Source organism: Halobacillus sp. ACCC02827, assembly GCF_030291935.1.
GTDB lineage: Bacteria > Bacillota > Bacilli > Bacillales > Halobacillaceae > Halobacillus.
On sequence record NZ_CP128168.1, the window covers coordinates 3,611,340 to 3,636,904 of the forward strand.

A 25,565-nucleotide genomic window follows, 5' to 3' on the forward strand; every position below is an offset into this window, starting at 1 on the left:
CCCCACCCCTTTTATATAAACCGTTATTTATCCACTTGGGTAGATGGCGGTTTTTTGTTTTACAGAGACGACTAGCGCGGTGAGAGGAGCGCATTTGAAAGGAGGTGATGTAAATGAATCAGGCACTATTAACAGTCTTAGTAGAAGCCAAGAAGTTAGATAAGTGGGTTGCTGCTAAATATCTAGTGGAGTATGGGATCTGTGAATTTGATCTGATGCAGCTTGAAGACGACGGGTTGCTATTAGTCAGTGATCGGAGAGGTGAAGGAAAAGTACTGAAGCTGACATTGAAAGGTTATCACCACTTTAAGTAAATAAGACAGGAGGAGATTATGAAGATAAAATTCAGAAGACACCAAACTGAAGATGCCTTAGCAAACGGAAAAGATTTATCAAGAAAAGAGGTGGATGAGCTTCTACTTTCATTAAAGCAACAGCTTGAAGAAGTAGACGAAGAAATCCTCTTCATTGTTGAAAGGAACGATTACGTTCAGCTTGTTCAGTTGCTCAAAAGACGTAAAAAGCTATACAACCTGATAACTGCTGTAGAAGCTTCGCATGAAGGTGAGGATCAATCGCAGTCGAACGATAAAGGATTGCATGAGTACTTGAAAGACAGTGCTATTTTCACATCGGCAAAAGGTGAAGAGATGATCGATAAATGGTGTGAAGCGTTGGATAAATTCAATGATGGGTCACAACAGTCGTTATCAAAGACCGTTGAATGGTCACATTCCATGTTTTCTAAAGGTAATCAACTTCAGCATCAACTCGGCAGATCGATGGTTCGACAAACCGCAAGAAGTCTAAACATTCTTGCACACATGGTTCATAGAAAATCTTAAGCCATTGACAGGAGGTGAAATCAATATGAAGAATCATCAGGATAATATCATTAAATTTTACGATAAAGAGAATGTCGATAAACAGTCGTTACCCAATATCGTCGTTTCATCTTCAGAATCACAACAGCGTATCCAGCAACTACAAACGTTTGTGGATGACGTGATGGTAAAGGGAGTTGACTACGGTTTAATTGATGGTTTCTCTAAGCCTACGTTACTGAAGCCAGGTGCAGAGAAGCTATGTGATGTATTCGGATTCTCTAAGACTGCAGACGTCGTCAATCGTATTGAAGATTGGGAGAAAGGTATCTTTGCTTATGAAGTGAAGATGACTCTTATCCGCAAAGATAACAAAATCATCGAAGCAGAGGGGCTGGGTTCCTGCAACAGCAAGGAAGCATCATTCCGACAACAGGATGCCTATTCTATCGTCAACACCATTTTGAAGATGGCGAAGAAACGGGCGTTGATCGACGCTGTCTTATCCGCAACACGTTCCAGCGGCATCTTCACTCAGGACATTGAAGATTTTCCAAAAAGACAGACGTCAAACCAACATGCAGATAAGGTGACGAAAACTCAGCTGCAGATGATCTTCAACATCATCGATGAGATGAATCTGCAGACGGAAGTTGCTAAAGAAATCATGAAGATGAGTTTTAACGTCGATCGAAGCAAAGACTTAACCAAGAGTCAGGCCTCTGACTTCATCCAGGATTTACTGGCATTGAAAGAGGTCAGAAGTTAAATGAATACAGCAGGTAATCATCCATGGATTGCAGATGCAGTCGATGGCTTTTTTAATGCACAAAAAAGATGAGCTCATCGTTTAATACAAGCTCATCCATTCAATAGAAATACCTGTTTTCACTTATGGTACGGTTCATTCCGATTAATCTTAAACGCCCGATACACCTGCTCCACCAGCATCAACCGCATCAACTGGTGCGGGAACGTCATATTCGAGAACGACAGCCCGAAATCACTCCGCTCCAGCACCTCATCACTCAATCCGAGCGATCCGCCGATCACGAAGGCCACTTTGCTTTTCCCGTAAGTCGCAAGCTCGTCCATTTTCTTCGCCAGCTTCTCGGAGGTGAGCTGTTTACCTTCGATCTCCAGGGTGATGACGTAGGTGTCCGGGGAGATCTTCGCAAGGATGCGTTCGCCTTCCTTCTGCTTCACTTCGAGCATTTGGGCTTCGCTCAGGTTTTCGGGTGCCTTTTCGTCGGGGACTTCGATGACGTCGACTTTGGCGTAGGGGCCGAGGCGTTTCGTGTATTCGGCGATGCCCTGCTTCAAGTATTTTTCTTTCAGTTTTCCGACTGTTACGATCGTTAGTTTCATTGGTGTTCCTCCGTCTCCTCGTATTTCTGCCTTTAGTGTATCACGAATCCTCGTCATTCTGCGGGGAGAGGTGTATGGGCAGAGTCCGGGCCATCACACAAACAATCCCCGCAGCTCATATCTGCGGGGATTGTCATGGATGTCGAGAAACCCTGTGCTATGGACGAAAAGGGTAAACATTCCGATCAACCAGCGATAACTATAGATGATAGAAAAAACAAAAGAAAGACATGTATGGCTTAGGGCGGAGGGGAATGGAGCAGACTCCTGTGGGAATAGTGGCACAGGTGAGACCCCGGAAGAGCGCAGCGATGAGGAGGCTCACCGGCCACCCCACGGAAAGCGCTCGATTCCCCGGAGCCCGCTCGCTTCTTATGAAAAGTACTTCTTCAACAAGCTGATAACCCCCGCAGTATGCCTGCGGGAATTGTTTTTATAAAATGCCGATCGTGTTCAAAAGGATGACGGCGGCGACGGAGATGACCGGAATGAGGACAGCGACGACGAAGATGTCTTTGTAGCTGTCTTTGTGGGTCATGCCGGTGATGGCGAACAGGGTGAGCACCGCGCCGTTGTGGGGCAGGGCGTCGAGTCCGCCGGATGAGAGGGAAGCGACGCGGTGGAACGCTTCCGGGCTGATGCCTGTGTTCATGGCGATTTCGTAATATTTCGAGCCTAGGGCTTCGAGGGCGATGCCCATGCCGCCGGATGCAGAGCCGGTGGCGCCTGCGAGGACGTTGACGGCGATGGCTTCGGAGATGAGCGGATTGCCTTTGATGCTCATCAGGGCCTGGGTGAGGCTCTGGAAGCCGGGTACTTCACGGACGACGGTACCGAAGCCGACGGCGGCACTCGTGTTGATGATGGCGATGACGGAGCCAGATGCGCCGCCGTTGATGGACGGGATGAATTTCTTAAACATCGTGATGTTCAAGAGCATGATCAGTACGATTCCTGATATAAGGGCGATAACGATATCCCAGTCCAACAGATTCAAAGTAAGTAAGACGGTCAGTAACGGCAGGAGCGACAGGAAGAAGTTCGGCATTCTCGGCTGTTTCTCGGTTTCTTTCTTCTCTTGTGGTTCTGTGAAGACTTCCCCTTTTTGGGTGAGCTTCTTCTCCCGCCATCTTAAGTAGAAGTAGCCTCCGACAGCCATGATGATGGCTGCGATGATTCCCATGGCTGGTGCGGCGGTAGCGCTCGTCTGGAAGTATTCCATCGGGATCAGGTTCTGGATCTGCGGCGAACCTGGCAGGGCCGTCATCGTGAAGGTGAAGGCACCGAGGGCGACGGTCGCCGGGATCAGCTTCCTGCTGATGTTGGCTTCGCGGAACAGGGACAGAGCGAGCGGGTAGACGGCGAAGACGACGACGAACAGGCTGACGCCTCCGTAGGTCAGGACGGCTGCCGAGACGAGGACGCCGAGGATGGCGCGTTTCGTTCCGATCAGCTTCGTAAGGGCGACGGCGACGGAACGGGCCATGCCGGTGTCTTCCATCAGTTTTCCGAAGATGGCTCCGAGCATGAAGACGGGGAACCAGTCTTTGGCGAAGGCGACGAAGCCTCCCATGTACGTATCTTTATAGGCATCGAGCAGGTCGAGGCCGCCGGTGATGGCGACGACTCCTGCTGCGATCGGGGCTACCCAGATGATCGACCAGCCGATATAGGCGAGGGCCATCAGGACAGCGAGTCCGAGAAATATTCCTAGCATCGAGGGTTCCTCCTCTTTCTGTTATTGGGCTTCGACGACCATGGCGATTCCCTGGCCGCCTCCGATGCACAAGGAAGCGACGCCGTAGCGCTTGCCGCTCCGCTTCAGTTCTTTGATCATCGTGTACAGGACGCGGGTTCCGCTCGCGCCGACCGGATGGCCGAGGGCGATGGCGCCGCCGTTGACGTTGGTTTTGTCTCGATCGAGGCCGAGTTCTTTTTCGACCGCGAGATACTGCGAGGCGAACGCTTCGTTCACTTCGATCAGGTCCATATCGGCAAGGCTCAGACCGGCTTTTTCGACGGCATCACGGATGGCGGGCGCGGGTCCGATGCCCATGTATTCGGGATCGACGCCGGCGACGGACCAGGAGAGGATCTTCGCGATCGGCTGGACGCTGTTCTTGGAAACATAGTCTTCGCCTGCCAAAATGACGGCCCCCGCTCCGTCGTTGATGCCGCTCGCATTGCCGCCGGTGACGCTCCCGTCCTTCTTGAAGGCGGGCTTCAGGCGGCTGAGCTTCTCGACGTCGGTGTCTTCACGGATATGTTCATCTTCTTTTATGGTGACGGTGCCTTTTCTCGTTTTCACTTCGACAGGGGCGATTTCTTCCTCGAACCTGCCGCTCCGGCGCGCTTCGGCTGCGAGCTGGTGGCTGCGGACGGCGTATTCGTCCTGGGCTTCGCGGCTGATTTCATATTTATCCGCAAGGTTCTCCCCGGTCATGCCCATACCCGCGCCTATGTACTCATCGGTCAGTGCGGCCCAGAGCGTATCGTCGACCTTCGGTGCGGACAGCTTCGTCCCGAACCGGCTTCCCCTTAAGGCATAGGGTGCGAGGCTCATGCTGTCGACGCCGCCTGCGAGTGCGGTGTCGCCTTCACCGAGCTGGATCGACTGGGCAGCGGAGATGACGGACTGGAGGCCGGAGCCGCACAGTCGATTGACGGCGAGTGCCGGACTCGTCGTCGGGATGCCTGTTTTCAAGGCGATGTGTCTCGCTAAATACGGGGCGTTCTGGGAGGAGTGGATGACGTTGCCGATGACGCTGAAATCGATGTCCTCCGGCCGGATGCCGCTCCGTTTCAATGCTTCCTTACCGGCTGTGACGCCGAGGGTCGTCGGATCGACGTCTTTCAGCGCACCTCCGAATGTCCCGAACGGGGTACGTGCTCCTTCTATGATATAAACAGATTTCATAGGATCTTCTCCTTTCGTTTATTGGGTCGTGTAGCCGCCGTCGATGACGGTCGCCTGGCCTGTGATTCCTTTTGCCTGGTCGCTTGCGAGGAACAGCGCGTAATCGGCGATCTCCTCGACTTCAAGCAGACGTTTCTGTGGAACGAGCGGGTAAATGACTTCTTCCAAGACCTTTTCAAGCTCGATGCCGCGGTTGGCGGCGAGATCTTCCAGCTGGTTGCGTACGAGCGGCGTATCGACATAGCCCGGGCAGATGGCGTTAACGGTAATGCCGTGCTCTGCCCCCTCGAGCGCCGTCACTTTGGTCAGGCCGATGACGCCGTGCTTCGCGCTGTTGTAGGCGGATTTTCCGGCGAATCCGATCAGGCCGTTGATCGAGGACATGTTGAGAATACGGCCGAAGCCCTGCTTTTTCATGATCGGGAAGACGTGCTTCGTCGCCATGAACGGCGCGACAAGCATGATCTTCGTGATCAGCTCGAACTTCTCCGTCGGAAAATCTTCGATGGACGCCACGTGCTGGAGTCCGGCGTTGTTGATGAGGACGTCGAGTCGGCCGTATGTGTCGACCGTCCGATCGACCGCTGCCTTGATCTGCTCTTCCTTCGTGACGTCACAGACGAGTCCGATCGCCTCCAGTCCCTCCTCCTTCAAGCCTGCGGCCGCTTGTTCGACCTTCCCCTTGTTGATGTCGCTGAGGGCGACCTTGGCTCCTTGTCTTGCGAAGGCGGCACCGAGCTGGTAGCCGATTCCGCTTGCTGCTCCTGTGATGAAAACAATTTTATTGTTGACCATGGGGGTTCCTCCTCTACCGGGTTACGTAGTCATTTTTACAAGCTCATCGCTGATGATGAGTGCTGCTTCTGTTGATGCCTGGATTTCTTCGACGCTCCAGCCTTCGGCGATTTCGACGAGCTTCAGCCCTTCTTCCGTCACGTCCATGACGGCACGTTCGGTGATGATCCGGTCGACGACGCCTTTACCGGTCAGGGGCAGACTGCAGGACTTCAGGATTTTCGGATCGCCGTGTTTATTGACGTGATCCATGATGATGACGACCTTCTTCGAGCCGTGGACGATATCCATCGCGCCGCCCATGCCTTTGATCATTTTCCCCGGGATCATCCAGTTGGCGAGGTCGCCGTTCTCTGCGACTTCCATGCCGCCGAGGATCGCCAAGTCCAAATGCTCGCCGCGGATCATCGCGAACGATTCGGCGCTGCTGCAGTAGGATGCACCGACGGATGCAGTGACCGTCTCCTTGCCTGCATTGATCAGATCCGGGTCGACTTCATCTTCGGTCGGGAAGCGGCCGATGCCGAGCAGTCCGTTCTCTGACTGGAGGACGACTTCTTTGTCTTCCTGGATGTAGTTCGCGACCATCGTCGGCATCCCGATCCCTAAATTGACGTAGTAACCGCTTTCAATTTCCTGTTCGGCACGTCTTGCGATCATTTCTCTCACTTGCTTCTTATCGAGTTGTACAGCCATTGTTTCTCCTCCTTCGTATTATGCCTGTGTGACGGTCCGGCGTTCGATCCGCTTCTCCTGTGCGCCTTCGATCAATCCTTGGACGTAAATGCCCGGCGTATGGATACGATCGGCATCGAGTTCCCCCGGTTCGACGAGCGTTTCGACTTCGGCGATCGTGACGGCTCCTGCTGTCGCCATCATCGGGTTGAAATTACGCGCCGTCTTGTTATAGACGAGGTTGCCGTAGCGGTCACCCTTCCAGGCACGCACGAGGCTGAAATCGGCGGTGAGCCCTGTCTGCATGAGGTACTCCTTGTCGCCAAACGTCCGCACTTCCCTGCCTTCCGCGATCGGTGTTCCGACGCCTGCTGGTGTGTAGAAGGCCGGAATACCCGCGCCGCCTGCACGGATTCGTTCTGCGAGCGTCCCCTGCGGCGTCAGCTCGACCTCGAGCTCCCCTGCGAGCACCTGGCGTTCGAATTCCTTGTTCTCCCCGACATAAGAGCCGATCATTTTATCGATTTGTTTATTTTTAAGCAGAAGCCCGAGTCCCCAATCGTCGACCCCGCAGTTGTTCGAGATGACGGTGAGGTGTTTCACGTTCGACTCGACGAGGGCGAGGATCAAGTTCTCCGGAATACCGACGAGCCCGAACCCTCCGACCATGATCGTGGCATGGTCTTTTATGTCTTTGACCGCTTCTTGATAAGATGAATAAATTTGTTTCATGTGTTTTCCACTCCCTTCACCCTTATACATGCAAGTTTCATGCCAACTTCCGAACCGCCGGGTCTGCGCCGTTCGACAGATTCCTTTTTCCAGAATACCGGAATAGATGAATGGACATTCATGAAAACCCTTACAACTAGGGCGAAAAAGAAGCCTTCCATCATTCCGGAACAGTTTCCGGAATCGTGGAAGGCATCAGAGGCCGTATTTTTTCACTTTATCATAGAAGCTTGATTTGCCGATCCGGAGTCTCGCGGCGGCTTTCGTCTTGTCACCGCCGCAGGCGTCCAGTGCGCGGGCGATGGCTTGCTTCTCCGCATGCTCGACGACGTCCTTGAGCGACTGCTCCCCGTCGAGCCCTTCCTGAATGCTGGTGAGATGGGAAGGAAGATCGGTCAGCGTAATTTTCTCCCCGTCGGCCATGTGGACGGCGGACTCGATGACGTTCTCGAGTTCTCGGACGTTCCCGGGCCAAGGGTAGGACGTGAATAAGGCTTCGACCGCTTCATCGAACTCCCGGATACGCTTCCCTGTCCGGGCGGTGATTTTTTGCAGCAGGTATTTCGCAAGGACGCGCTGGTCATCGCCTCTGGCCCGGAGCGGCGGGATATCGATCTGGACGACGTTGATCCGGTAATAGAGATCTTCCCGGAACGTCTGGTTCTTGATCATCTCCTCGAGCGACTGGTTGGTCGCAGCGATGATCCGGACGTCGATGTCCTGCGGATGGACGGCACCGACCGCTTCGACCTCCCCTTCCTGAAGCACGCGGAGGATTTTCACCTGAGCGTGCATCGGCATGTCCCCGATCTCATCAAGAAAAAGCGTCCCGCCGTTCGCGAGCTGGAATTTGCCCGGCTTGCCGCCCTTTTTCGCCCCGGTGAAGGCGCCTTCCTGATAGCCGAACAGCTCCGCTTCGATCAAATGCTCCGGAATGGCGGCACAGTTCACTTTGATGAACGGCTGATGGCTGCGTTCGCTCAAGTGATGGATGCTGTGGGCGAACAGCTCCTTGCCCGTTCCGCTCTCGCCGCGCAGTAGAATGGAGATGTCGCTGTGGGCGGTCTTGCGGATCTTCTCCTTCAGCGCAAGCATCCCGGGCGACTGGCTGATGATATCGTGCAGCGAGTATTTCGCCCCGTTCAGCTGCTGCATCTGACTCCGGTATGTCTCCAATTCCAAAAGAAGGTCCTTGATATGGGAATTCATGATCTTCCACTCATCCGTATCACGGAAAAGCACCATGCCGAGCGCACCGATGATCTCGCCGTTTTCATAAAGCGGAATCCGGTGGGCGATCATGTAGTCGCCGCGGATCTGCTGAAGGTCCGCCATCTCCTCCTCGCCGGTCTCGACGACGATGTGCATACGCGTGTTCTCGATCACTTCCGTCACATGCCGGCCGCCGACCTTCGCTTGATCGACCGCGAGAAACCGGCAGTAGCTTTCGTTCATATAAGAGATGAGTCCTTCCTTATCGACAACGACGATACAGTGCTCGACATTTCCGAACAGTGTCTCCAATACGTGGTTCCGTTGGTTTTCCAATGAAAGCATCTGCTCCGCCTCCGTTTTTGATAGCGTTTCCAATAACCGTCATTTCCAATTTTACCAAATGTTCAGAAATGGAACCAGCTCAAAAAAGGACACCCTTGTGCAGGGCGTCCCTTCCCGTCATTCCGTTTTCTCCACATCCTTGCCGTATGTCTCCAACATATGGATCCGTTCCATCATCGTCGGGTGGCCGTAGCGCAGGTACTTCACGAGCGCCGGCGGGTCGACGTCGCTGAGTCCGTTGACGGTGAGTTCCTGGAACGAACCGATCGCCGCCTCGGTATCCTCGGTCATTTCGATCGCATAGCGGTCCGCATCCGTCTCGGCATTTCTTGAAATAGCGAGTTCGATCGGATTGGCTAGGAACGAAAGCAGCGTCAGAAGCAGATAGAACATCGGCAGGCTCGCGATGTCGGAGACTCGATCGAAGCCGAGCTTCCTGCCCCATTTGCGGACGGCTGTCTTCATTAAATGGTACGTGAACAAAAGTCCGAAGAAGGTGGAGACGATGACGCCCGCCAGATTCCAATACAGGTGGTTCATCACATAGTGGCCGATTTCATGGGCCATAATGAACAGCACTTCGTTCTCCTTCAGCCGGTTCAACGTCGTGTCCCACAGGACGATCCGCAGGTTGGAGCCGATGCCGTTCACGTAGGCATTCATGCTGTTCGTCTTCTCCGACATGTTCACTTCATACACCCGCTCCGCCGGTACGCCGGCATCATCGGCAAGGGTGAGGATCTTTTCCTCGAGCTGCTTATTCTGCAGCTCGCTGAAATCGTTATATAACGGATCGATCACGACCGGCTGCAGGTACATCATGAAGAAAAGGAACGGAATCATCAAGAACCAGGCGATCAGCCACCAACGCCGTTCGAACTTTTTCATCAGGAAATAGAGGACGGTGATCAGGAGCGCCATGATGAGATAGCCGATCCAGAAACCGATCAGTTCATCCCGCATCCAGCTGGAGAACGACTGTGTCGAGATGCCGTATTCGACGGAAAGCCGGCGTCTGGCGTAGTCGAACGGGAACGTCAGGATCGTCGTCAACGTCAAAAGCAGCAGCACGAACAACGGCACGCGGATGATCGTGTACCGCGAGACCTTGCTGCCGAATTCCTTGAAGGCCTTCGAAACACCGAAAATCATCACGCCGAGGTAGATGATCCACTCCAGCGGCTCGGCCAGAAAGGAAAGGAAATTCTGATAACGCGAGTATTCCTGACTGAGCATGAGCTCCCGCTCGCTCATGAACGTTTTCGGATCCGCCGCGGTCCCCTCATAGGCGGCAGGGACGCCGATGTCGCTCCACTGAAAGAAATAAAGAGCCAGGAAGATGCCGTAAACGGCATATAGAATAAGGGTCCAAGTGAGAAACTTTTTTTTCACTTCTCCACCTCCATTGGAAAGTAAGACTCGTCTCATTGTACGAGTTCCCCGGTACGCTTAGAACTTCTGTGCTATCCCTATCCATACTACATAGACGGGCAGAATTCCTGTCGCCGGTCCTCTTTTCACTCATAATGCCCGGTCCTGCACATACATATAGACGGTACCATCCATTCCAAAGAGGAGATGATCAGATGAGTCCGAACAACAACTCTAAGGATAAGGAACAAGGCCCGGAAGGAAAAGACGGCTTCTTCAAAAGCGTGTCCAAGGAAGCCAACCACGTCGTCCAAAACACCGTCGACACCTCGGGAAAAATCATTAAATCGATCACCGGAGAAGGCGGCTTGATCGGCAAGACCCTTGATTCCTCCGGCAACATCATCAAGAAAGCGTCGGAGAAAGGGACAGAAGCATTCGATAAGACCGTCGATACATCGTCCGAGACGTTCAAAAAGATTAAGGATAAAGCCTTTAATAGGAAGAAATAATTTTCCGGAGCGTTCTCCGTCAGCCCTTTCCGCAAGTCTATCTCTTCCCCCCCCGTTTCGATCCGGTCCGTAGATCCTATAAAGAAAAACACATTCGATAGGTCGTTGTACACCTTTTCCCCCTTTTAATGGTAATATAGTTCTTGAAATGACAAAGGAATAATTTGGAGGGGAACCATGAACATTTACAAGGACTGGTGGATTTTGTGGATGGCTGTTGCAGTTGCCGGGGGAATTGCAGCTGGTGTAGGGGATGCGTCTTTGATCACAGACACGGAAGATTTTGCTTTGGAAGAACCTCTTACAAGCGAGACGGAGCCGACGGAAGAAGCTGCTCAGGAAGAAGCACCTGTGGAGGAAGCAGCAGCAGAAGACGCCTCTGTTTCCCAAGAAAACGCGGACGGAAAAGCTGTGGAATACATCAACATATTGGCCTTTTCCAAGAGCGGGTTGATCGAACAATTAGAGTTCGAGGGGTTCTCCAATGAGGAAGCGACCTTGGCTGTCGAGAGCTTGGATGTCGACTGGAACGAACAGGCCGGCAAGAAAGCACAGGAATACCTGGACGTCATGTCCTTTTCAAGAAGTGAATTGGTCGATCAACTGGAGTTCGACGGATTCACTCCGGAACAAGCAGAATATGGTGTCGATCAAACAGGGCTGTGATGGCTTGCTGTAAAGGTCCGTCTCTTCTTACAGAACTCCCAAAAAGAAACCCGTAACGGGTTTCTTTTTTCTTCTCTATCCCATTTCCTCCATTTTCTTCATAAAACCTGCCGAATTCCCTTCCAAATTCCTGCCAACGTTCGATTTCCGGGAAATAATCCTTGCTGAAAAACGTTTTCACGTGCGATACTCGTCCCTATACTCGTACATTAGAAAAGGAAGGGACAGAAAATTGGAACGATTAACAGACGTATTCATTCATATAAATAGTTTCTTATGGGGCCCGGTCATGCTCATTTTCCTTCTTGGCACCGGCGTATGGCTCACGCTCCAGCTCCGCTTCATCCAGGTCCGGTATCTCGGAGAGGGGTTCAAGCAGACGTTCGCTCCCCTGTTCAAGAAGGAGAAGCAGGAAGGTATCCATTCATTCAAAGCCCTCGCGACATCCATCTCCGCCCAGGTCGGAACCGGTAACCTCGCCGGTGTAGCGACAGCCATCGCAGCCGGAGGTCCGGGAGCGATCTTTTGGATGTGGATCAGCTCATTCTTCGGGATGGCCACGATTTTCGCAGAGGCCGTACTCGCTCAGCTCTATAAAGTGAAGAAGGGCGATCAGGTGCACGGCGGCCCTGCCTACTACATCCGCGACGGACTCGGAAGCAGGTGGCTGGCCGGCTTTTTCGCGGTCGCGATCATCATCGCTCTCGGATTCGTCGGCAACATGGTCCAGTCGAACGCCATTACGACAGCGATGAACGAGGCGACAGGGACCACATCGCCATTCGTCAACCTGATCATCGGCGTCGTCATCGCCGTGTTGATCGGCTTGATCCTGTTCGGCGGCATCAACCGGATCTCAAGCTTCGCAGGTAACGTCGTTCCCGTCATGGCTCTCTTGTACATCATCGGAAGTCTCGTCATTCTCATCCAATATTGGGATCATGTCCTGCCGACGATCGCCCTGATCGTTGAATCGGCCATCAGTCCGGAAGCAGCGGGCGGCGGTGTTCTCGGTGCGACGATCAAAGAAGCGATTCGTTACGGCCTTGCCCGCGGCTTGTTCTCCAACGAAGCCGGAATGGGTTCGACCCCGCACGCGCACGCAGTCGCGAATGTGAAGAAGCCGTCGCAGCAGGGACTTGTCGCAATGGTCGGTGTGTTCATCGACACGGCCATCATCTGTACGATGACGGCGATGGTCATCCTCGTCACCGATGCTCATCATTCCGGTCTCGCAAGCAGCGCCATCACTCAGGAAGGCTTCGCCCGCGGCTTAGGCGAATTCGGCGTCCCGTTCATCGCCGTCTGTCTGCTGTTCTTCGCCTTCACGACGATCCTCGGCTGGGCTTATTTCGGAGAAGTCAACGTCAAGTTCCTGTTCGGGGAGAAAAGGGTTCCCGTCTACCGTGCTGTCGTCCTTGTCTGCATCGTCCTCGGTGCGCTTGTACAAGTCGATTTCGTCTGGGAAATGGCCGACACCTTCAACGCTCTGATGGTCCTGCCCAACTTGATTGCCGTCCTGGCATTGACGAAGCTGATCAAGAAGACGTGGAAAGAAGACAAAACGATCGGATAAACGAAAAAACCGGATGCTTGTCCGTCCTCTCCATAGAGAGGCGGGAGCGTCCGGTTTTTTTCGGCCTACTATCGGGGGACGTTACTTTTAGACAAAATCCAGCGGATCTGTCCGTGAATTTCCACTCCTTTTTCAGAAAAGAAAAAGCCAATTTATTATTCACATGTGGAAAAATTCCGCTAACGGAAATAGTTACCCACATTTGTCCACAGACTTATGCACAAAACTTGTTAATTTTCTGATATTCACAGGTAACCCCACACTATAAACAGGTTATACACAGATTTTATCCACATATTCACAAGCGACTCAGCTATATGGTGGCGAACATAGATTCTTATACCATATATATGACTTATCCAGAGAAGTATTCACAGGGTGTGGATAAGTTTCTGTGGAATAAAAGCGAAAATTATCGAATGATGACAAAAGAAAAGCACCCGATTGTGGGTACTTTACTCTTGTGATCCTAAGGTCACGGTTGTCGTATTCTTTTCTCCATCACGATAGTACGTGACTTCCAACTCTTCTCCCGGATCCTTCTCATCATAGAGGTATTTCCGGAGGTCGATGATATTCTCGACTCCATTGCCGTCCAATTCCGTGATGACATCAAGCGGCTCCAAGCCTGCTTTGGCAGCTGGAGACATTTGACGGATGCTGCGGATATAAAGGCCGCCTTCTACATCCTCCGGAAGATTCAATGTGCCTCTCCATTCGGATGTCGGCACTTCATTCAATCCATAAGCCTCCACACCGATATACGGGCGGTTCACCTGTCCGAACTCTTCCAACTCATCGATGATCGGTTTCGCCGCATCGATCGGAATGGCAAAGCCGATTCCTTCCACAGCGGATTCCGCAATCTTCATGGAGTTGATGCCGATCAGCTGACCGTCGATGTTGATCAGGGCGCCTCCGCTGTTCCCCGGGTTGATGGCAGCATCGGTCTGAATAACTTCCGACTGCCAGTCATCCAGGCCGTCTCCATCGAAATCCTGCGGAATGGCTCGTTCTTTCCCACTGATGATTCCCTGAGTGACGGATCCTGCGAAGCTGAGTCCGAGCGGGTTACCGATGGCAATGGCCGGTTCGCCGACTTTCAGCGCATCCGAGCTCCCGATTTCCGCTACATGCTCCACTTGGTCTCCCGGCATTTCCAGCACAGCCAGGTCTGTGAATATATCACTTCCGACCAGCTCTGCCTGGATGCGGGTGTCATCGGATAAGACGACTTCGATTTCATTCGCCCCTTCGATGACGTGGTTATTCGTCACGACATAGGCCGTTCCATCCGCTTTCTTATAAATGACTCCGGAACCGACACCGGCCTCCTGTTGGCCGCCTTCCTGCTGCCAGAAGTTCTCCTGCGACTGCAGATTGACAACGCCGACGACCGACGGTGTCACTTTACCGACGATATCGGTGATCTGGGTCGTTACATCCAGTTCGACATTCTTCTGCGTATCCCCGGTCAGTTCCTGGTCGTCGTTAACCAGTCCGCTTTCATCTTCCGGAATAGTGATGTCATATGGCAATAAGTCCGTCTGAACGAGCGCGGGCAGCGCCAGCAGGACCAGTACCGCGCCAAGGATGCCGCCGACGACCGTCGGCATGACCCAGCGCCTGCGCTGCTTCTTCTCACGCCCGGACTGGGAATGATCATCATAATAGCCCAAACCTCTTCACCTGGCCTTTCCTCATGGGTTTGTAAAGTATTGTTACCTTATTCTTCGCAACTTCAAACCATTTAAACCTCAAAGATAGGAGTCGCCTGTTCAGGGTCGGTGTCATGGAGTTGAATTCTCGATCCAAGCTCGAATCCCCGCTCTTCCAATACGTTCTTCACAGACATACGTGCCAGGTCCTTCATGTTGTTGTCAAGACTGAGGTGTGCCAGGTAGATCCGCTTCGTCTTATCTGTGATGATATCCGTCAACGCAAGCGCACAGTCTTCGTTCGAAACGTGGCCGGAATCCCCGAGGATCCTCCGTTTGACGTTCCATGGATAGCGCCCCATCCGCAGCATGCTGACATCATGGTTCGATTCGAAAATATAGGCATCCGCACCTTCTACCGTCTTCTTGATCCGTTCGGATACATAGCCGAGGTCGGTGACGAGCGCCACTTTTCTGCCGTCCTGATGAAAGGTGTAAAACATCGGGTCGGCCGCATCATGGGATACGGAGAACGACTCGACATCCAAGCCGCCGAACGTCTGCGTCTCTTCCATCTTGAACTCGAATTTCTGGTCGACCGACAGCTTGCCGATATGGCCTTCCATCGCCTTCCACGTTTTTTCATTCGCATACACTGGCAGGTTGTAGCGCCGTGCCATAATCCCGAGACCCTTGATGTGATCACTGTGCTCATGGGTGACGAGGATTCTAGAAAGCGTACTCGGATCGACGCCGACCTGATCGAACAAACCCTCTATCTTCTTACCGCTCAGCCCGGCATCCACCAGAATCCGTTCTTCCCCTGATTCAATAAAAAACGCGTTCCCCGTACTGCCCGAAGCAAGTACACTAAAACGTAATGTCATTCGATACACTCCATTTAATTCGTTTCTCCTTAATCTCCCTGTCCATCTGATGCTTCTGAAGGGGTTTCGTTGAGATCATATCTCGACAGGACCCCTTCGATGAAATCCGACTCCGATATGTCGATGATCGTACCGGAATACGCATATAAGAACTTGTTGTCTTCTTCATTGACCGTCACTTTCCACGTCGGTGCAAACATCTGCGGGCCATAGTCTTCGCCGGGCTCGAGATTGAAGCTGCTGTGGTAGCCGATACTCATCGCTGTAATTTCATCACCGGAGCTGATTTCACCGGCATCATACAACTTCTTGACGGCGTTGACCGGTCCGATAACGTCGCCGCCCTGACTCGCCTCTCCGGCTTCCGGTTCCCCGAACGAAAGCATGGCTGCGACATAGCCGTTCATGTCTCCTCCCGAGACGTCGACAAGCAGGTAGCCGCCCTCATTGAAATAGACGGTCCTGTCATTCGCCTTCTGGAAGAACAGGGCGACCCCCTGCTCCTCGTTCCAACCCCAGAACGAATACTGGGACCCGAAGGGAATGTGTTCATTCACTTTATTTTGAATATCATCCTTCGTCACTTCGATCGGTTCATTGAAGGTGCCGCGGACGACGTTATCTTCCACCTCGACCGACTGTTCATCTTTATCGATCTCCTCCACCTGCGAGTCGATCTCCTCCAACAGTTCGTCATTAATCCGCGATTGCAGCCCTTCTACGTTAGGCACCTCCTCCGCAAGTACATCGTCGGCAAAGGTGATATCGTTTGAAGCAAGCTCTTCTTCCGCGTTTTCGGATTCTGTTGATATTTGACTCAGCTCGGTTTCTTCCTGTTTATCAAGGAACTGGGTGAACAAGAAGATGTCCAGCACAAGGAAGCTGAGAATGAATAACAATTTAATTTGACCCCACTGCATCTTCTACGCCTCCCTGCTTAAGAAATCTCTTCATTCTGACCTTGGTTCCTTTCAAATAACGGCTGCCATCCGGAAGACGTCTGGATATACCATTCCGGAATCAGATTATAAGCAAGCCTGTTCGTCTGCTCCTCCAGCGTGTAGCTGATCCGGATATCCTGAATGGAAGCGTAGTCGATGTTATTGTTCTGCAGATAACGAACGACTTCTTCTCCGGATTCCAGCGCTCCGATCGTTTCCGATATCGTCTTGAATTTAACAAGTGGACGGATGTAGCGCTGGATCTCGTCCTGCTCATACGATAGGGCGATCGTCGCCAGCTGATAGGTCCCCTGCCCTTCCATGACCGGAATATCATTGTATTTCATCCGGTACTGGACCATATCGGAAGAATTGGAGACGAGCTGGAACTGGTTCGTCCAGCCAAGGTGGCCGTTGACGTCCGTAATGCTGCGTCGCAGCAGCTCATAGCCGTCCAAGTTGCCGGAATTGACCGAGTTCGGAATCATGTAGAGATATTCCATCCGACGGTCGCCGTCCAATACATCAAGGCGACGCCCTTCGGAAGCCCGGAATCTCGGTTCCCCGCTGCTTGTTTTGTACCTGGATACAAGGGAAGTCGACGGAAACAATGCATTCCTCAGTGTAGCGATCGGTACAGGATCGGTCTGAAGCACATATTCTTCGATGTTCTTACGCTTCTCCGGGATATAAATATGGTCATACGCCGAAGTATCCGCATTAGGAAAAGCATCGGAGAGACGTAGCTGCTTGTTCAGCTTCTGCTCGTCTTCCAGCTCACGAAAGGCACGGTCACCATCAGCGGAGTTGATTGTAGCCCGTAGCACAGGAGCTTGTTCTTCCGTATTGACGAACCACACTTGATAACTGGGTGCCTTTTCCCCTTGAGGAGCGGTCAAAAAGACACGGTCGAACTTCTGCCGGACGTTCTCGATCTGCTCTTTATCCACTTGGAAAAGGTCCCCGATCACTTTGACCGGTACCTGGGCAGGGAAAATGACTTCCACCGCATCCTTCTGCTGGTCTGCCGATATTTCCTTCGGATTGACGTTCAAGTTGTTGAGCGTCCACTCCTGCATATCTTTATAAAAGGACGAGCGCTCCAGCTCCTCTTTGTAGGCATAGAAGTTCCCCTGATCATGGAAGACGATCTTTTCCGGTTCGATCAGTTCCGATAATGTCCGTTCCTGACCGAGATTGTCGAGTGTCGTATCGTCGATAAGCGTATTTTCACTGTCGTCACTTTCCGCCACCGGCTGATAGTTCCATAGCGCAACGGTCAGCACGAGACTGAAAGCGATCAATATAATCAAAACGACGGTCTTCATCGTTTCTCTCTTCACGATTGTCCCCTCCGCTTCTGAATGAGCGGCAGCGTAAAGTGGACGGTCGTCCCTTTTCCTTCTTTACTTTCCGCCCAGATCTTCCCGTGGTGGGCTTCAATCATTTCCCGGGCAATAGCGAGCCCGAGTCCGGTCCCGCCCATTTCCCGGGCACGGGATTTGTCGACCCGGTAGAAACGATCGAAAATCTTATCGACCGTATCCGGCGGCATCCCGATCCCTTCATCTTTGATGCTCACGCGCAGCTGTTTCCTTGTCGCATGGGCATCGAAGCGGATCGTCCCGCCTTCCGGTGAATATTTAATGGCATTAGATATGACGTTATCCAGCACCTGGGTAATCTTGTCTTTGTCGATCCATACATACATGTCTTTGCCCGATAGGTTGCGGACGAACGTCATTTTCTCATCTTTGTTCATCTCGAACCGATCGATGACATGGTGGAAGAAGCCGCCAAATTCGACACGCTCTTTCATCAGCGGCGTTTCTTTATGATCCATTTTCGTCAGCTGCAAAAGGTCGTTGACGAGACGGATCATCCGGTCGGTTTCATTCTGTGTGACGTCAAGGAAGCGCGGAGCGATCTCCGGATCCTGCCAGGCCCCATCATTCAACGCCTCGATATAGCTGCGCATCGTCGTAAGCGGCGTCCGCAGCTCATGGGATACGTTCGAGACGAACTCCCGGCGCTCCTGCTCGACCTTCTCCTGCTCGGTGACGTCACTGATCACGGTGATGAATCCATCCATTTCGTCGTTCTCATCCTCGACGACAGAGAAGTTCGCCTTCAAGAGCAGCTGCTGCTGTTCATCGCTCAAATCGATGATCATCGAACCCTGCTCCTCCACCTCGGACATCTCTTCAATCTGATCGTTCAAATCAAGCACATCGATCAGCGACTGTCCTTGAACGTCCTCGAACGAACGGCCGATCAGCTTCGAAGCTGGAGCATTCATAAGGATGATTGCACCAAGCCGGTCTGTCGCGATGACACCATCCGACATGTTGGAAAGGACCGAACTCAGCTTTCTCCGCTCTCCTTCCGTCGTCGCCTGGGAGAGCTTCAGCTTATCGTTCAGCTCATTGAACGTATGACCGAGCTGGCCGATTTCGTCGTTTCCTTTGACGTCGACCTTCTGTGAAAAGTCACCAGTCGCCATGATCTGCGCCTGTTCTTCCATTTCCGTCAGCGGTCTCGTAATCGCGCGGGCGACCAAAATCCCGAGCAAAGCGGTAACGGCGATCGCCAAGACCGTCCCTTTGGCGAAGATGCTGTTGATATCCTGCATCTGCTCGTAAATCTCGTTCGTCGATACCTCGTAGTGGAGGACGCCGACGATCTCATTCCCCGCTTCGTTCGTAATCGGTCTCGAACCGACATAGAGCCGTTCGTTCGTCTCGCTGTCCCTTACATTCCTCGGCTCGGTCGCCTCTCCCAGAATAAACACTTTCGTAATTCTCGTATCCGTCACCTTTTTGCCGATGATTCCATCTTCCGAACCGAAGGCGGCGATGACATTCGGGCTGTTGTCGACGACCCACAGCTTCCTTATGTTCTCATCATCCAGGGAATAGAGCAGACTGTTGACATCGGAGGCGAGCGATGGCGTATCCTCATCACGCTCGACGCTGAAGGCATTCTGCAGGCTGAAGGTAAGAGAGTTCAGCTGCGATTCTACGGAACTCTCGAAGTTGTTCGTCAACTGATCTTCCAAGCGCTTAACAAAATAGGCCCCAATTACTTGGATGCCTAGTAAAAGTAATAAAATGTAGACTAGAATCAATTTCAGCCGAACCGACTGAAAAAAGCCGACTTTCTTCATCAGACGTTACTCCTGCTCCGGGTTTCTCAAATAGTACCCTACTCCGCGGCGGGTGACGATCCAAATCGGATTACTTGGATTCTCTTCGATTTTCTCACGAAGACGGCGTACCGTAACATCGACGGTCCGGACGTCACCATAATAGTCGTAACCCCAAACCGTTTCCAACAGATGCTCCCTCGTCATGACCTGTCCGATATGGCGGGCCAGATAATGAAGCAGTTCGAATTCACGATGGGTAAGTTCGATATAATTACCGTCACGCGTCACTGTGTATGCATCAGGATGAATCGACAAACGGCCGATCGTAATATCCTTCGTCTGCTGGGAGCTGTCTTCCGGCTCCTGCTGATGACGGCGGAGATTCGCTTTGACACGGGCGATCAATTCCCGGTTGCTGAACGGTTTCGTCACGTAATCATCCGCACCCATTTCAAGGCCGAGGACTTTGTCGATTTCTGCATCCTTCGCCGTCAGCATGATGATCGGCATATTGTGACGCTTCCTTACTTCTCTGCACACTTCATTTCCGTCTTTGTTCGGAAGCATGATATCAAGGAGGATCAGCTCCGGCTGCTCTTCGTCCGCTTTGGCGATGGCTTCATCCCCATCATGAGCGCACACTACCTCATATCCTTCCTTTTCTAAATTGAACTTCAATATATCTGCAATCGGTTTCTCATCGTCTACTACTAGAATCTTCTGTGCCACCTTGCGTCACATCCTTTTCTTCGACTTCTCTTTCTTTCCCTCATTTTAACTCATTTGAAGCTAAATGTCTTATTTGACTCCAAAGCTTCCACGGATCCTTCCTGTCCCCCTTAGTTTTATACCAAAACAAACAAAAAATCCGCTATGAATAATCATAGCGGATTCCTGCATGGAGGTGGGTATTTCTTGTGGAGAGGACGGGTTCCGGGAAATGGGACGCTTTCCACGGGGCGGCCGGTGAGCCTCCTCATCGCTGCGCTCTTCCGGGGTCTCACCTGTTCCGCTAATCCCGCTGGAGTCTGCCCATTTCCCTCCACCCTCTTCTTAAAAAGTTTCTCCTTGATTCGCTTATAAGACAAACGCTTGGCCAAAAGAACAAATCTTCTCTCCATATTGCTCGTCTATCCAACCCGTCTGTTATCAAACGATTAAAACGATTAAAAAGCCAGAGATCCGCTATGAAAATCATAGCAAATCCATCTATTTGGATACATAGTCCAAAGGATTCTTTAATGCTCCGTCTTTATGAATTTCAAAATGGAGATGGACACCGGTGGAGTGGCCGGTCGTACCCATTTTCCCGATTTTGTCGCCCTGTTTCACGACATCGCCCCGTTTCACATCGATCGACTCGAGATGTGCATAGATCGTTTCATATCCGTTGCCGTGGTCGATGACGACTTTGTTGCCGAAACTCTTCTTGAAGCCTGCTTCCACGACTTTCCCATTGTCAGCAGCTTTGATCGTCTTATCCTTCACACCGGCGATATCGATCCCTTTATGATAACGGCCCCATCTTTCTCCCTGCTTACTTGTGATCACACCACCGACAGCGGGCCAGATGAACGTACCGTCTCCTCTGGACGGAACAGCCTTCGTACCTTCGATGATCACTTTCTTCACAGGCTCTTTCGTCGTCTCTTCCTTTACGACCTCTTCTTCCTGCTTCTCTCCGTTTGTAAAGACGAACTTGGTGTGAATTTCTTTTTCACCAGGCTGCCCTTCCTGCTTCACTTCTTTTTCTCCTTTATAGAGATCGTCCGATCGTTTGACTTCGACCGGATAGTCCACTTCCTCTTCCTTCACCCGCATCTTCCGGACGATGACATCAAGGGAAGGGGCAGGGTTATCCGTAAGCAGTGTATCGACATCCGGATAAGCTGTCGTCCATTCTTCTTTTGTCAGGTCGGAATCGAACGTGTCCCCTTCTTTTATACGATCGACCGCCTCATCCACCGTATCGACGAAACGGACCGGGACTGCCTGCTCGTCATAAGATACCTTTTCCCCAAGGCTTACATCCATCACCTTCGTTTCCCCAGGCTTTGGATCCGCCGGTTCGCCTTCCTCCAACTGCTGGAGCACTTCCGGCTGAACGTATTCTTCCTTATATTTCTCTACGACTTGATCCGCTTCCGCTTCATCCGGAACGTGTGCCACCGGGCGGCCGTCAATGTTGACCTGCACCGTGTTCACCGTCACACGCACTTCTTCATCAAGCGCATCCAGCACCTGCTTCTCTTCTGGATCGGCAGAGAAAACCCGCTCCGCTTTGTAGGAAACGTCTTTATCCAACTTCGTATCCCATTCCTCCGGGACGTCCGCTTCTTCAAGTTTCTGATCCAAATACGACTCGACCTTCGATTTATCTGTGACCGTCCCGACAGGTTTATCATCCACATAAACGTGGTATACCGTGTCCAAAGAACGTTCTGCATAAACTGTACCTACACTAAGACTCGTGACCGCGACCGCCGTGACAGCAACTTTCTTCCACATCTACCAAGTCCTCCTGAATATAATTAATAAATTTATAAGAATTTATAACAATCCTGTAAAATCCTCATTTAATCTATCACAGCAGAGGGATTGATAAAACAACAATTCCGAATTGTAAAGAAGATATAATTTTCTTGGCAAAATTACGAAAGATACGGTTTAAATACATAATTTTCGTGTATATTTACTCTATTTAAGTACAATAAATTTAAAGTTTAAATGTGGTAACACTAGAATATTATCTATTAATCTTCAACTTTTTCCAAAGAATAAAACATCAAAAAACGCCTGCGTAGAATACGCAGACGTTCTGGTAGTGGCTCGGGACGGAATCGAACCGCCGACACACGGATTTTCAGTCCGTTGCTCTACCGACTGAGCTACCGAGCCATGCTATTATTATTAGTTTGTTTGATCTTCGCACCTTATCTGGTTTCGATGATCATTCGAAGAAGATGTGCTCTTCGCGTTGCAAGCTGTTTCGGTGACGATTACGCTCATCGCAAAGCCTGCACCGAAGATAATTCGTGAGGTTTACGGCTTCTCTACCGAGCCATATATTAGAATTCAATTTGTAATCATCAGGTAACACATTATTCATGTGTTCGACATTACATAGATGTTATAATAAAAATGGCGGTCCGGACGGGACTCGAACCCGCGACCTCCTGCGTGACAGGCAGGCATTCTAACCAACTGAACTACCGGACCGAAAAACCACTTGTTTACTGCAACGATAACTATCTTACCACATACATAAAAGACAACGCAATAGTTAATTTAGTAGAGAGCAAGTTTCCATCATGATACCAGTCCCACTATCATACACATGTGAACAAGGGAGAAAGGAGGTCCTAGTTGAAGAGAATCTTTCGATATGTCGCTTTCGTCCTCATTCTATTATTGATTTCTTTCATCGGTTTCTTAAAGCTCAATCCCCCGTTGGCCCATGGTTCCATCGGTACGACAGAGGACAAACAGACCGTTATTGTCGCTGTCGGCAACCAGAATTGGATCGGTGACATCCAGATTACGAACGTCGCCACCAACAATAAGGAAACACCTTCGAATGTAAAAATGCAGATCAGTGATTCCGACAAAGGCTTTATACTTACAGATACGTACGCGCTCGTCGATGAATCCTACGACATGCAGGATTATGAAACCATCGTCCTCGGACCGGATACGTCGCCGCTTTCTTCCAAGAAAGTTGCAGCCGCAACCGACTCGAATCCATCGACGATTTACGGTCTGAGTATCAGTCAGGATACATCCATTGACCGGATCGAAGTGTCTTACCGATATTTCGGCCTTTCCTTCATAGAAACCATCCACATTTAACAACCGAGCTGCCAGCAGCTCGGTTTTCTTTTACATTTTTAATTCCAGTGCTTCCAACAGCTGCACGGGATCTTTCTCCTGCATCAGGAACCGGCGGTTATCCTCCGGGACGAAGCCCGCTTCGATGGCATGTTCCACGAGATTCATAAGCGGTGTGTAATACCCGTTGATATTAAAAAGGGCGAGCGGCTTCGTGTGAATGCCGATCTGAGCCCAGCTGATAACCTCGAATAACTCCTCCCACGTACCGAATCCCCCGGGCAATGCGATATAGCCGTCCGCCAATTCGCTCATTTTCGCCTTCCGTTCATGCATCGTGTCCACTTCGATCATCTCGGTCACATCCGGATGGGCAATTTCTTTCGTAAACAGGCGCGTCGGCATAACCCCCGTCACCCGACCGCCGTTTGCCAGCACCTCATCTGCCATCACGCCCATCAGACCGCTCTTCGCTCCTCCGTAAACAAGCTCGATTCCTTTCTTCCCGAGCGCTTCCCCAAGCTTCCGCACTTCCTCTTTATAAACCGGATCCGTTCCCAAACTGGACCCGGCAAATACACACACTCGTTTCAATCCCACACACCCCTTTTCTTTCTATCATAAACAAAAAACGCCTGACTGAAACAGCCAGGCGTTCGTCCAATCGGTTATTCGCTGTACACGCTGCGGACGACGTTCGTCTGAGAACGATCCGGACCAACAGAGAAGACAGACAACGGGATACCAGTCAGTTGAGACACACGCTCGATGTAGTGGCGCGCGTTAGCCGGAAGCTCACCAAGAGATTTCACTCCTGTGATGTCTTCCTCCCAACCAGGCATTTCTTCATATACAGGCTCACACTCAGCAAGGACCTTAAGGCTCGCCGGGAACTCCTCCATAATTTCACCTTTATACTTATAGGCCGTACAGATCTTAAGGTTCTTGATCCCCGTCAAAACATCGATGGAGTTCAAGGATAGATCAGTGATTCCGCTCACACGGCGTGCGTGGCGGACTACGACACTGTCGAACCAGCCGACACGGCGCGGACGTCCGGTCGTCGTACCGTATTCACGGCCGACTTCGCGGATTTGATCCCCGATTTCATCGTGAAGCTCTGTCGGGAACGGACCGTCACCGACACGAGTCGTGTACGCTTTCGACACACCTACGACATGCTTGATCTTGGACGGTCCGACACCGGAACCGATCGTCACACCACCGGCAATCGGGTTGGAAGACGTTACGAACGGGTATGTACCCTGATCGATATCAAGCATAACCCCTTGCGCACCTTCAAACAGCACACGGCGGCCTTCATCCAGGCTGTCGTTCAATACGACAGACGTATCGCATACGTAAGAAGCGATCTGCTGACCGTAATCATAATACTCTTCCATGATTTCATCGACCGTGAACGGCGTCGTTTCATATACTTTCTCGAAAAGACGGTTCTTCTCCGCCAGGTTCTGCTCGAGCTTCTCACGGAACGTTTCTTTATCAAGAAGGTCTGCGATACGGATACCGGTACGTGCCGCTTTATCCATATAAGCAGGGCCGATCCCTTTCTTCGTCGTTCCGATCTTGTTCACGCCTTTCTCTTCTTCCTGAAGCGCATCCAGCTTCAAGTGGTAAGGAAGGATGACGTGGGCACGGTTGCTGATCCGAAGATTGTCCGTACTGATGCCGCGGTCATGAAGGTACTTCAATTCCTCAAGGATCGCTTTTGGATCGATGACCATTCCGTTTCCAAGCACACAAATTTTATCATCAAAGAAGATTCCTGATGGGATCAAATGAAGTTTATACGTGACTCCGTCAAATTTAATCGTATGTCCTGCGTTGTTTCCACCCTGATAGCGAGCGACAACTTCCGCATTCTGTGAAAGAAAATCGGTTATCTTGCCTTTTCCTTCGTCCCCCCACTGGGTTCCGACAACTACTACTGAAGACATAAGGCACCTCCGCCAAATAATTGTTTGTTGTAATTCATATCCATCGTCAGTTTATCAATTTGCAAAAAGGAAGTCAACGCTATTTCCGAACATTAAAAGAAATTAGAACATCCAATGTTCGATTATGAATCATTTGAACGATAATTCCGACT

General features: G+C 51.4%; 24 protein-coding genes and 2 tRNA genes. 7 read left to right on the forward strand and 19 right to left on the reverse strand.

Annotated elements, in window-relative coordinates; all coding sequences use genetic code 11:
- Positions 1 to 113: 113 nt before the first annotated feature.
- From QRD89_RS18875 to QRD89_RS18885, 3 genes are read left to right on the forward strand one after another with little or no spacing between them, the layout of a single operon-like run.
- Positions 114 to 314, forward strand: coding sequence for a hypothetical protein (locus QRD89_RS18875; RefSeq protein ID WP_286096053.1), 201 nt, complete (start codon positions 114 to 116; stop codon positions 312 to 314).
- 18 nt (positions 315 to 332) lie between these two features.
- On the forward strand, positions 333 to 845 hold the full coding sequence (locus QRD89_RS18880) for a hypothetical protein (RefSeq protein ID WP_286096054.1): 513 nt from the start codon (positions 333 to 335) through the stop codon (positions 843 to 845).
- Positions 846 to 870: 25 nt separating this feature from the next.
- Positions 871 to 1,593, forward strand: coding sequence for a hypothetical protein (locus tag QRD89_RS18885; RefSeq protein ID WP_286096055.1), 723 nt, complete (start codon positions 871 to 873; stop codon positions 1,591 to 1,593).
- A 119-nt stretch (positions 1,594 to 1,712) separates the two neighbouring features.
- On the opposite strand, the gene rlmH is transcribed toward QRD89_RS18885, so the two are convergent.
- The 8 genes from rlmH to QRD89_RS18925 all read right to left on the reverse strand — a co-directional run bounded on the left by rlmH (position 1,713) and on the right by QRD89_RS18925 (position 10,260).
- Positions 1,713 to 2,192, reverse strand: coding sequence for a 23S rRNA (pseudouridine(1915)-N(3))-methyltransferase RlmH (gene rlmH, locus QRD89_RS18890; RefSeq protein ID WP_008639985.1), 480 nt, complete (start codon positions 2,190 to 2,192; stop codon positions 1,713 to 1,715).
- 433 nt (positions 2,193 to 2,625) lie between these two features.
- On the reverse strand, positions 2,626 to 3,909 hold the full coding sequence (locus QRD89_RS18895) for a GntP family permease (protein ID WP_286096056.1): 1,284 nt from the start codon (positions 3,907 to 3,909) through the stop codon (positions 2,626 to 2,628).
- Between the two features lie 21 nt (positions 3,910 to 3,930).
- On the reverse strand, positions 3,931 to 5,109 hold the full coding sequence (locus QRD89_RS18900) for a thiolase family protein (RefSeq protein WP_286096057.1): 1,179 nt from the start codon (positions 5,107 to 5,109) through the stop codon (positions 3,931 to 3,933).
- 18 nt (positions 5,110 to 5,127) lie between these two features.
- Complete coding sequence (locus tag QRD89_RS18905) at positions 5,128 to 5,904, reverse strand: 3-hydroxybutyrate dehydrogenase (RefSeq protein WP_286096058.1); 777 nt, start codon at positions 5,902 to 5,904, stop codon at positions 5,128 to 5,130.
- 21 nt (positions 5,905 to 5,925) lie between these two features.
- Positions 5,926 to 6,600 carry a 3-oxoacid CoA-transferase subunit B gene (locus tag QRD89_RS18910; RefSeq protein WP_286096059.1) on the reverse strand — a complete coding sequence of 225 codons (675 nt, stop codon included), beginning with the start codon at positions 6,598 to 6,600 and terminating at the stop codon, positions 5,926 to 5,928.
- A gap of 18 nt (positions 6,601 to 6,618) precedes the next feature.
- Positions 6,619 to 7,311: a CoA transferase subunit A gene (locus QRD89_RS18915; protein ID WP_008635063.1), complete on the reverse strand. Its 693-nt coding sequence runs from the start codon at positions 7,309 to 7,311 to the stop codon at positions 6,619 to 6,621.
- 195 nt (positions 7,312 to 7,506) lie between these two features.
- Positions 7,507 to 8,868: a sigma-54 interaction domain-containing protein gene (locus QRD89_RS18920; protein ID WP_286096060.1), complete on the reverse strand. Its 1,362-nt coding sequence runs from the start codon at positions 8,866 to 8,868 to the stop codon at positions 7,507 to 7,509.
- 117 nt (positions 8,869 to 8,985) lie between these two features.
- A complete protein-coding gene (locus QRD89_RS18925) occupies positions 8,986 to 10,260 on the reverse strand; it encodes a M48 family metallopeptidase (RefSeq protein WP_286096061.1) in 1,275 nt (424 codons plus the stop codon).
- Positions 10,261 to 10,454: 194 nt separating this feature from the next.
- On the opposite strand from QRD89_RS18925, the gene QRD89_RS18930 reads away from it, so the two are divergent.
- From QRD89_RS18930 to QRD89_RS18940, 3 genes are all read left to right on the forward strand, one after another.
- Entirely contained in the window at positions 10,455 to 10,751 is a 297-nt protein-coding gene (locus QRD89_RS18930; protein WP_008635058.1) for a hypothetical protein, read from the forward strand.
- A gap of 177 nt (positions 10,752 to 10,928) precedes the next feature.
- Positions 10,929 to 11,417 carry an Ltp family lipoprotein gene (locus tag QRD89_RS18935; protein WP_008635055.1) on the forward strand — a complete coding sequence of 163 codons (489 nt, stop codon included), beginning with the start codon at positions 10,929 to 10,931 and terminating at the stop codon, positions 11,415 to 11,417.
- 232 nt (positions 11,418 to 11,649) lie between these two features.
- Complete coding sequence (locus tag QRD89_RS18940; RefSeq protein WP_286096062.1) at positions 11,650 to 12,993, forward strand: alanine/glycine:cation symporter family protein; 1,344 nt, start codon at positions 11,650 to 11,652, stop codon at positions 12,991 to 12,993.
- Between the two features lie 455 nt (positions 12,994 to 13,448).
- Here QRD89_RS18940 and QRD89_RS18945 read toward each other — a convergent pair whose 3' ends face one another.
- The 9 genes from QRD89_RS18945 to QRD89_RS18985 form a co-directional block, all read right to left on the reverse strand.
- Positions 13,449 to 14,672 (reverse strand): S1C family serine protease, encoded by a 1,224-nt coding sequence (locus QRD89_RS18945; RefSeq protein ID WP_008635051.1) that lies wholly within the window; start codon positions 14,670 to 14,672, stop codon positions 13,449 to 13,451.
- Between the two features lie 71 nt (positions 14,673 to 14,743).
- Entirely contained in the window at positions 14,744 to 15,538 is a 795-nt protein-coding gene (locus tag QRD89_RS18950; protein ID WP_008635049.1) for an MBL fold metallo-hydrolase, read from the reverse strand.
- A gap of 29 nt (positions 15,539 to 15,567) precedes the next feature.
- Positions 15,568 to 16,458, reverse strand: coding sequence for a two-component system regulatory protein YycI (locus QRD89_RS18955; protein ID WP_286096063.1), 891 nt, complete (start codon positions 16,456 to 16,458; stop codon positions 15,568 to 15,570).
- 17 nt (positions 16,459 to 16,475) lie between these two features.
- A complete protein-coding gene (locus QRD89_RS18960) occupies positions 16,476 to 17,822 on the reverse strand; it encodes a YycH family regulatory protein (protein WP_286096064.1) in 1,347 nt (448 codons plus the stop codon).
- On the reverse strand, positions 17,819 to 19,645 hold the full coding sequence (gene walK / locus QRD89_RS18965) for a cell wall metabolism sensor histidine kinase WalK (protein WP_008635042.1): 1,827 nt from the start codon (positions 19,643 to 19,645) through the stop codon (positions 17,819 to 17,821). The genes QRD89_RS18960 and walK overlap by 4 nt, the downstream gene beginning before the upstream one ends.
- Before the next feature lie 6 nt (positions 19,646 to 19,651).
- Complete coding sequence (gene yycF / locus QRD89_RS18970; RefSeq protein WP_008635039.1) at positions 19,652 to 20,356, reverse strand: response regulator YycF; 705 nt, start codon at positions 20,354 to 20,356, stop codon at positions 19,652 to 19,654.
- Positions 20,357 to 20,836: 480 nt separating this feature from the next.
- Positions 20,837 to 22,135 carry a peptidoglycan DD-metalloendopeptidase family protein gene (locus QRD89_RS18975; RefSeq protein ID WP_286096065.1) on the reverse strand — a complete coding sequence of 433 codons (1,299 nt, stop codon included), beginning with the start codon at positions 22,133 to 22,135 and terminating at the stop codon, positions 20,837 to 20,839.
- Between the two features lie 317 nt (positions 22,136 to 22,452).
- Positions 22,453 to 22,525: transfer RNA gene (locus tag QRD89_RS18980), tRNA-Phe, on the reverse strand.
- Between the two features lie 244 nt (positions 22,526 to 22,769).
- Positions 22,770 to 22,846, reverse strand: a tRNA-Asp gene (locus tag QRD89_RS18985).
- Between the two features lie 147 nt (positions 22,847 to 22,993).
- Between QRD89_RS18985 and QRD89_RS18990 the strand changes: the two genes are divergently transcribed.
- Positions 22,994 to 23,476 carry a hypothetical protein gene (locus tag QRD89_RS18990; protein ID WP_026577647.1) on the forward strand — a complete coding sequence of 161 codons (483 nt, stop codon included), beginning with the start codon at positions 22,994 to 22,996 and terminating at the stop codon, positions 23,474 to 23,476.
- 30 nt (positions 23,477 to 23,506) lie between these two features.
- Here the strand turns inward: QRD89_RS18990 and QRD89_RS18995 are convergent, their stop codons facing one another.
- Together QRD89_RS18995 and QRD89_RS19000 are read right to left on the reverse strand one after the other, a co-directional pair.
- Positions 23,507 to 24,049 carry an LOG family protein gene (locus QRD89_RS18995; protein ID WP_008635034.1) on the reverse strand — a complete coding sequence of 181 codons (543 nt, stop codon included), beginning with the start codon at positions 24,047 to 24,049 and terminating at the stop codon, positions 23,507 to 23,509.
- Positions 24,050 to 24,123: 74 nt separating this feature from the next.
- On the reverse strand, positions 24,124 to 25,413 hold the full coding sequence (locus tag QRD89_RS19000; RefSeq protein ID WP_026577646.1) for an adenylosuccinate synthase: 1,290 nt from the start codon (positions 25,411 to 25,413) through the stop codon (positions 24,124 to 24,126).
- Positions 25,414 to 25,565: the final 152 nt, after the last annotated feature.